General features: G+C 66.8%; 10 protein-coding genes. 7 read left to right on the top strand and 3 right to left on the bottom strand.

The window, feature by feature from the left end:
• Nucleotides 1-601: 601 nt before the first annotated feature.
• From KGM94_RS21895 to KGM94_RS21915, 5 genes are all read left to right on the top strand, one after another.
• A complete protein-coding gene (locus tag KGM94_RS21895) occupies nt 602-1717 on the top strand; it encodes an ATP-dependent RecD-like DNA helicase (protein ID WP_300264029.1) in 1116 nt (371 codons plus the stop codon).
• A gap of 172 nt (nt 1718-1889) precedes the next feature.
• Nucleotides 1890-2600: a peptide-methionine (S)-S-oxide reductase MsrA gene (gene msrA / locus KGM94_RS21900; RefSeq protein ID WP_300264031.1), complete on the top strand. Its 711-nt coding sequence runs from the start codon at nt 1890-1892 to the stop codon at nt 2598-2600.
• Between the two features lie 15 nt (nt 2601-2615).
• Complete coding sequence (msrB, locus tag KGM94_RS21905; protein ID WP_300264033.1) at nt 2616-3035, top strand: peptide-methionine (R)-S-oxide reductase MsrB; 420 nt, start codon at nt 2616-2618, stop codon at nt 3033-3035.
• A 104-nt stretch (nt 3036-3139) separates the two neighbouring features.
• Nucleotides 3140-3304 (top strand): DUF3309 family protein, encoded by a 165-nt coding sequence (locus KGM94_RS21910; RefSeq protein ID WP_300264035.1) that lies wholly within the window; start codon nt 3140-3142, stop codon nt 3302-3304.
• A 209-nt stretch (nt 3305-3513) separates the two neighbouring features.
• Nucleotides 3514-3795 (top strand): hypothetical protein, encoded by a 282-nt coding sequence (locus KGM94_RS21915; protein ID WP_300264037.1) that lies wholly within the window; start codon nt 3514-3516, stop codon nt 3793-3795.
• Between the two features lie 78 nt (nt 3796-3873).
• Here KGM94_RS21915 and KGM94_RS21920 read toward each other — a convergent pair whose 3' ends face one another.
• Both KGM94_RS21920 and KGM94_RS21925 read right to left on the bottom strand, forming a co-directional pair.
• On the bottom strand, nt 3874-4413 hold the full coding sequence (locus KGM94_RS21920) for a DUF4112 domain-containing protein (protein WP_300264039.1): 540 nt from the start codon (nt 4411-4413) through the stop codon (nt 3874-3876).
• A 59-nt stretch (nt 4414-4472) separates the two neighbouring features.
• Nucleotides 4473-4898 (bottom strand): DUF5413 family protein, encoded by a 426-nt coding sequence (locus KGM94_RS21925; protein WP_300264041.1) that lies wholly within the window; start codon nt 4896-4898, stop codon nt 4473-4475.
• A gap of 191 nt (nt 4899-5089) precedes the next feature.
• Here KGM94_RS21925 and KGM94_RS21930 point away from each other — a divergent pair, with 191 nt between their 5' ends.
• Nucleotides 5090-5299: a hypothetical protein gene (locus KGM94_RS21930; protein WP_300264043.1), complete on the top strand. Its 210-nt coding sequence runs from the start codon at nt 5090-5092 to the stop codon at nt 5297-5299.
• A gap of 283 nt (nt 5300-5582) precedes the next feature.
• Nucleotides 5583-5867: a hypothetical protein gene (locus KGM94_RS21935; RefSeq protein ID WP_300264045.1), complete on the top strand. Its 285-nt coding sequence runs from the start codon at nt 5583-5585 to the stop codon at nt 5865-5867.
• A 1-nt stretch (nt 5868) separates the two neighbouring features.
• Here KGM94_RS21935 and KGM94_RS21940 read toward each other — a convergent pair.
• The coding region (locus KGM94_RS21940) for a hypothetical protein (protein ID WP_300264047.1) at nt 5869-7230 on the bottom strand (1362 nt) is incomplete at its 5' end.

The raw sequence follows: 7230 nt of genomic DNA on the forward strand, positions 1-7230 counted from the left end.
CGCAGTCGCCGCATCCGGTGCAGGCGGCGGTATCGATGACGGCGCCGCGACCTTCGCGGGCCAGGATGCGGATGGCGGAATGCTCGCAGACCTCGGCGCAGCGGCGGCAGGCGATGCCCTGGCGTTCGACGCAGGCACTGGCGCCGGAAATGCTCGCCACTTGCTGGTTCGGCTGACGCTCCGGAGACGGCGCGCATGCGTCGCCGCGACCGGGTGCGAGGGGAAGAACAGCAGTCAGTAGCGTACGTCGCGACACGGGTAGCGGCATATCCGTTTCCCCACGGGCGGGCGCCCGTGTCCAAGAAATTGCACAGCGAAATCGGGGCCCCTCGGGCACGCTCTCGCTCGGTTGACGCCGTTGTCACCTCGAAAAACTATAGACAGGCTTCAAATTGGTGCGTTGCGATAGATCAAGCTGCACTTTAAGTCATTGAAGGATCAGTCGGGCGATCGCGATTCGCAATTGCGTTGTCGGCGGCCACCCCCGCCCGCGACAACATCGCGCACCGCGGACCCAGGCCGGCAGCGCCGCGCCTTGAACCAGCACGGGTAATGGTTAGTTTGGCGTTAGCGAATCGCATTTCGCCCTCCCTCGAAGACCATGCCGACATTCACTCCGCACCAGGATGCCGCCCTCAAGGCGGTGGCCGACTGGCTCAAGGCAAGACCCGGCCGCAACGGCACGCCGCCCGTCTTCCGTCTGTTCGGCTTTGCCGGGACCGGCAAGACCACGCTGGCGCGGCACATCGCCGACGGCGTCGACGGCGAGGTGAAATTTGCCGCCTTCACCGGCAAGGCGGCGCTGGTGATGCGCAACAAGGGCTGCGACGGCGCCTCCACCATCCATTCCCTGATCTACCGCGCCCGCGAATCCGGCGAGGAGCAGCCGAGCTTCGAATTGTGGGACGACGCACCGGCGTCGAAGGCCAAGCTGATCGTGATCGACGAGTGCTCGATGGTCGATGCCGAGCTCGGCCGCGACCTGATGTCGTTCGACTGTCCGCTGCTGGTGCTCGGCGACCCCGCGCAGCTGCCGCCGATCCAGGGTGGCGGCTTCTTCACCAATGCCGAGCCCGACGCGATGCTGACGGAAGTGCATCGCCAGGCGCAGGATGATCCGATCGTACGGATGTCGATGGACATCCGCGAGGGCCGCGCGCTCGAGATCGGCCGCCATGGCGAGAGCGAGGTGGTGGCGCGGAAGGAGCTCGATCCCGACCGCGTCATGAGCGCCGACCAGATCCTGGTCGGACGCAACAACACCCGCCGCGCCTACAACATGCGGGTGCGCCAGCGCGGGAACATCGAGGATCAGTTTCCCGTCGCCGGCGACAAGCTGGTGTGCCTGCGCAACAACCGCAAGAAAGGCCTGTTCAACGGCGGCCTGTGGCGCGTGAAGTCGCGCAACACCTCGCGCTCGAAATCGCGCATCCTCAGCATGCGGCTGTCGCCGGACGAGGATTTCGGCCACAAGGTCACCAAGGTGTCGGTGCGCGCCGACTGCTTCGAGGGCGGCATCGAGCAGATCCCCTGGGAGCAGCGCAAGCCCTATGACGAGTTCGACTACGGCTACGTGCTGACCGTGCACAAGTCGCAGGGCTCGCAATGGGACGACGTCGTGCTGTTCGACGAAAGTTTTGCGTTCCAGGACAGCCGCGCGAGGTGGCTCTACACGGGCATCACGCGCGCGGCGAAACGGCTCTCCGTGGTGGTGTGACGCAGGCGGACAAAGGCGCAACGCTTCGCTCTCTTCACGCACTCGTGTCCCTGGGAACGTAACGGGCGCGCCATCCGCGCGTACCTGGAGCATCGGGCGGCGGAATAATCCGGCCGCGCGGCTGTTCGCCTGACGTACCCCGCCCTAGACTAGCGCCACAGAAGGATCCGCCATGAGCCGAGCCCCCTTCCATCGTCTGTCCCTGCTTGCCGCCACCACCGCGCTGGCGCTCGGCTTTGCCGTGCCGTCGCAGGCCGCGGAAGATGCGGTCGTGATCCCCGCCCCCGCCGTCGACGCGGCGCCGGCCAGCGGCATCCAGACCGCCGTGGTCGCCGGCGGCTGCTTCTGGGGCGTGCAGGGCGTGTTCCAGCACACCGCCGGCGTCGTTAATGCGATCTCCGGTTATGCCGGCGGCAGCAAGGCGACCGCCGACTATCACACCGTCTCGAGCGGCACGACCGGGCATGCGGAATCCGTCGAGATCAAATACGACCCGAAGAAGATCTCCTATGGCAAGATCCTGCAAATCTTCTTCTCGGTGGTGCACGACCCGACCCAGCTCAATCGCCAGGGCCCCGACGTCGGCACGCAATATCGCTCGGCGATCTTCACCACCACCGACGAGCAGAAGAAGGTCGCGGAGGCCTACATCGCCCAGCTCAACGACGGCCATGTGTTCAAGAGGCCGATCGTGACCAGGGTCGGCGGGCTGGACGCGTTCTACCCGGCCGAGGCCTATCACCAGGACTACCTGACGCTGCACCCGACGCAGCCCTACATCGCCTACAACGACATTCCCAAGGTCGAGAACCTGAAGAAACTGTTCGCCGACAACTATATCGAGAAGCCGACGCTGGTCGGCGCCGGCAAGGCCACCAACTGATCGAGCGGAAGACCCATGCCCGACACCAGGACGACGCCCACGGAGACCAAGGTTGCCAAGAGCGAGGAGCAGTGGCGGCGCGAGCTCACGCCGATGCAATATGCCGTGCTGCGCGAGAAGGCGACTGAGCGTCCCTTCTCCGGCGAGTACGAGCATGAGCACCGGCCGGGGACCTATGTCTGCGCCGGCTGCGGCAACACGCTGTTCGAGTCCGACGCCAAGTTCGATTCCGGCTGCGGCTGGCCGAGCTTCACCGAGCCCGCGGTCGAGAGCCATGTCGACGAGGAGACGGACACGAGCAACGGCATGATCCGCACCGAGGTGCTGTGCGCCAAATGCAGCGGCCATCTCGGCCACGTCTTTCCCGACGGCCCGGCGCCGACCGGCCTGCGCTACTGCATCAATTCGGCGGCGCTGAAGCTGAAGCCCCGTTAGGCGCCGCCGCCCGGTTCCGGCGTGGAACCCGGCGGCGAGTTGTGCTTTTCTTCCCTGGACGGTGCGGCGGTCAGCGCATCGCGGCGGCCGTCAGGGAGGATGCCATGACGCTTGGGACCATCCTGATCATCCTAGTGATCATCTATCTCCTGGGCGGACTGTCCGGCCGTGTCGGCGGCTACGGCTACGGCATGGGCCATTCCGGCATGGGGATCGGCGGCGTCATCCTGGTAGTGTTGGTCGTGCTGCTGCTTCTTGGCAAGCTGTAGACCAGCTAACGCCTTGATCCAAATGAAATAATTTCGACCGCGGAGCTGCCATGCGCGGATTCATCATCTCCCATCGCAGGGGTCGCATTTTCGTCAAATCGGCCTATATTAGAGGGCGAAAATGACATGTGGCATGCCGCCCGGTCGCGGCGTTCGCCCCCAGCCCCATCCGCGCTTCAAAGCCGAAGAAGATCACGAGGTCTCAGACCATGCGTCCTATGCGTCCGTTCAACTTCAACACCTCCGCCGAGCTTTTCCCCGCGGCCATCCGCAAGAAGAAGCGTGCCGGCTTCACCTATCGGCGGTTCGGCACCGCGGCAGAAGCCGTGCGCTTCGCGATCGAGGAGTTGCCGACGGATTCGCTGAACGGCGCCTATTTACAGGTCGAGGAAGCCCGTTTCGACCAGAACGGCATCCGTTCGCTCTATGAGAGCGAAGCCTTCCCGCTGCCCCGCCGCCGCAAGCCGGCCGCGAACGCCGACGCGGCGTAAACGCCTTTCCATCCTTCGATGTGCGGTGAGCGCGATGGCCGAGAGGCTGTCGCGCTTTCTGCGTTCTGGCGCCCCCCGTCAGCGCGGCTGCTTGTCGAGCCAGCGGCGCAGCAGGCGGACGTTGCGCATGTTGGCGCGGAACATGACGTCGAAGGCATCGCCCGCGAACGGCACCATGCCGACCACGCCGTCGACCGCGACATTGCCGAGCATCCGCGCGGTGACGTGCCAGGGCGCGCCGAGCGCGCGGGCCTCGCGCACCAGCCACAGCGAGATCGCCGTGGTGATGATGTCGCCGACGACGGGGATGAGACCGATCAGGCCGTCGATGCCGTAGCGGATGCTGGTGCCCGGCAACACGAAGGCGATATCGAGCAGCTTTGCGATCGCTTCCAGCCGCGCCAGCCGCTGCTCCCGCGTCAGGTTGCCGAACGGACTGCCGTGAGCGAACTCGAACCGGAACTCGCGAAAGCCCTGCTCCAGCGTCTCCGGCGGGATTTCGCGGCCCTCCTGGTCGATGACCGGTCCGCGCGCCTCCGCGCCCGAGAATTTCGCGCGCGAGGTGGTGCCGGAGCGGGGCCGGCCCCGCACGGGACTGTCATGGTTCGACATGGTCATCGCCTCTGGGAAACGCGCGAAGCCGTTCCGGGTTGCTGCGGCGCGGTCCGGCGCGAAGCTCAGGCCGACGCCGCAGCCGGCCGCGACTCCTCGACATAGCGATGCACGAGCCAGGACGACACCATGCTCGGAACGAGGCCGACCAGGCCGTAGAGGATGAACTGCACCGCGCCGCTGTCCGGACCGCGCGAGCCGTAGGTCAGCGCGGCGGCGATGAAGGCGACGAGGCCGACCAGCAGCATTCGCAGCACCGGGCCGATCCGCCTGAAGTGGACGAAGATGTCGTCGACCGCGCCGATCATCAGCGAGGGCAGGAAGCCGAACAAATAGCTGTATTGCAGGGTCTTGAAGAAGATCACGACCAGCTTGCCGACCCCGCCCCAATTGGCCTGGGCCCAGTAGCCGGACTGGTAGGTGGTCGTCAGCAACAGCAGGAATCCACCGAGGAACGGACCGATCAGCGCAAAAACCAGATAGCGTTTCATCAAGCACCCCTTACCCGCACGAGGCGTTTATAGCAGCGCGGCGCAAGGCTTGGATAGCGGCATAGCGCCTTGCAGGCGGCCGTCGCCGCGCGCCCTGGGAACAAGCGGCAAGGCGATGAGTTCTCATGACGAGTTCTTCTTGCAGATTGGACCCGAAGATGCGTTGTACGATCCTTCTCCTGGCGACGACGATGTGCGCAGCCCTCGGCCTTGCCGATCGAGCAGCCTTCGCCCGAGGCCATGCCGGCAGCCAACAGGAGCAGCAGGCCTGTTCGCGCGACGCCTCACGACTCTGCCGCAAGGATCTCGGCAATGACGGCGCGGTGCAAGCGTGCCTGCAGGCGCATCGCGGCAGGCTGTCGTCGTCCTGCCGCAAGGTGTTCGAGAGTCACGGCATGTGAGGCACCGTTTGCAGCACGCATCGTGTTCCGCATCGGAACTTGCGTGACGATCGTGCAACAATCGTGGAATCGTTTTCGCGAGCCATTGAAGCCACAGCGCAACGGCGCATACTTCGCTCGGGCGGCGCAGCACTTTTGATTCGGACATCAGGAAAATCGAGCAGGCACACCGGACGATGAAGTCCGCGTGCGCGACGCATGACATGCGGCAGCGCAAGCCGCGTGCAGCGCCCCCATGACAACGAGCGGCCAGGACCGCGGAAACCACGGGGACGCACTTCACATGACACGCTACGGGATCGGCAGGATCGCAACTCTCTCCGCTATCGCCACCATCGCCATCGCCATCGCACTTCACACCTCACCCGGCCTCGCCTTCACCCAGGAGGCGCAGCAGATGTGCTCGGGTGATGCGATGCGACTTTGCTCCAGCGAGATTCCCGACATTCCGCGCATCATGGCCTGCATGCACCGCAACAGGGCCCATGTCAGCCCGGGCTGCCGCGCCGTGATGGACCGCGAGGCCGCGATGGCCGCAGCGCGGAGACGCGCGGCGGTTGCGGACTGACCTACTCGCCCCACATCGCGAACGCGTCGTTGAAGGCGCGTTCGCCGGGGGCGCCCTTTTCGATCGCGATGATGGCACGGCGCTGGTTGGTATAGACCAGCGGGATGTCGAACCAGGAGCGCTCCTTCAGGAGCTGGATGTTGCGCGGCCGGTCGACGTCGGTGTTGGACAGACCGACGAGGAAGAAGCCGTCGGTGACTTTGACGGCGAGGCCCGACAGCGGCGTGCCGCGCGCCTGCTCGTTGGACTTCATCAGGATGCCCGGCACGTTGGAGACGCCGCCGCCCTGGAAATCCGGCGGCAGGATGAAAGTCAGCTCCGCGGTGTGGCTCGCCGGCAGCGATGAATCGGTGTTGCGACGGAACGACATCGTCATCTTGAACTTGCGGTCGGGAATGTCGATGTCGGCGCGCACGGCGATGTCGGCCTTCTGGCTGCCGGAGGCCTTGATCGGCTCCGTCCGCCACACCACCGAGCCGACGAACTGCTTGCCCTTGGGATCGGAGGGATCCTCGTCATAGAGCACGACGCGCTGCGCCACCGGGGCGGCCGGCTGCTCGCTCGAGGGCTGGCCGACGCGATCCGGAATCTTCGGCTTTGCCGCCGGCGCGGAGGAGTCCTTCGGTGCCTCCACGACCTGGGTCGACCTGAACATGCCGCTCACGGTCTGCACCAGCGACTTGCCCCAGAGGATGCCGGCGCCGACCAGGATCAGCACGATGCCGATGGCGATCGCGCTCTTGAACGGGAATGCGGCGCCCTGCCGCCGCGGCTTCTTGACCTCGCGATCGGCCGCAATGCGCGGCCGCGGTGCCGGCGCCTGGGTCTGCGGCGCGTAGCGCTCGGCCTCCTCCATGGACTCGTCGTAGGAATAAGGGACGTCCGGCTCGCCGCGATTTTCCAGGCTCGGCTCCAGCCTGTCGAATTCCGGCGAGGGCGACGGCACGTTGGCGTAGGTGCGGCGCGCCGAGCGGCTGGCCTGGGCCGCGGCGCGGCCGAGATCGTCGGCGTCCGCGGTGATGTCGCGGAAGCCGCGCACGCCCGGCGAGGGCGGCAGCGACGGCGGGGCGCCGTCCTGCGGACGGCGCGAAGCGCCACGGTCGCGCGGCGCCGGGGGAGGTTCCGGCATCGCCGCCGGCGGAACTTGCGGTGGCTGCTGGCGCGGCTCGGGACGCTGGCGCGCCTGGCGCCGGACGTCGCGATCGCCCGGCTCGTCGCCTCCGAACGGCGGACGTTCGCCGCGCGGCGGGGGGGGCGCGGATGGACGCGGCGAAGCGGGCGCCGGTGCGGCAGGCTGAGCGCCTTCGGCGGCGCGGGCGCCGGCGCGGCGGAGGGCGTCGCCGCCGCGGGTGCCTGCGCGCGA

The organism is Bradyrhizobium sp., from assembly GCF_028868675.1.
GTDB lineage: Bacteria > Pseudomonadota > Alphaproteobacteria > Rhizobiales > Xanthobacteraceae > Bradyrhizobium.

Excerpts from the sequence above, each read along its gene's own strand:
- KGM94_RS21920 (WP_300264039.1), bottom strand. The coding sequence starts at position 4,413 with ATGACCATGTCGAACCATGACAGTCCCGTGCGGGGCCGGCCCCGCTCC.
- KGM94_RS21935 (WP_300264045.1), top strand. The coding sequence starts at position 5,583 with ATGACACGCTACGGGATCGGCAGGATCGCAACTCTCTCCGCTATCGCC.
- KGM94_RS21895 (WP_300264029.1), top strand. The coding sequence starts at position 602 with ATGCCGACATTCACTCCGCACCAGGATGCCGCCCTCAAGGCGGTGGCC.
- KGM94_RS21925 (WP_300264041.1), bottom strand. The coding sequence starts at position 4,898 with ATGAAACGCTATCTGGTTTTTGCGCTGATCGGTCCGTTCCTCGGTGGA.
- KGM94_RS21910 (WP_300264035.1), top strand. The coding sequence starts at position 3,140 with ATGACGCTTGGGACCATCCTGATCATCCTAGTGATCATCTATCTCCTG.
- KGM94_RS21930 (WP_300264043.1), top strand. The coding sequence starts at position 5,090 with ATGTGCGCAGCCCTCGGCCTTGCCGATCGAGCAGCCTTCGCCCGAGGC.
- KGM94_RS21915 (WP_300264037.1), top strand. The coding sequence starts at position 3,514 with ATGCGTCCTATGCGTCCGTTCAACTTCAACACCTCCGCCGAGCTTTTC.
- msrA (WP_300264031.1), top strand. The coding sequence starts at position 1,890 with ATGAGCCGAGCCCCCTTCCATCGTCTGTCCCTGCTTGCCGCCACCACC.
- msrB (WP_300264033.1), top strand. The coding sequence starts at position 2,616 with ATGCCCGACACCAGGACGACGCCCACGGAGACCAAGGTTGCCAAGAGC.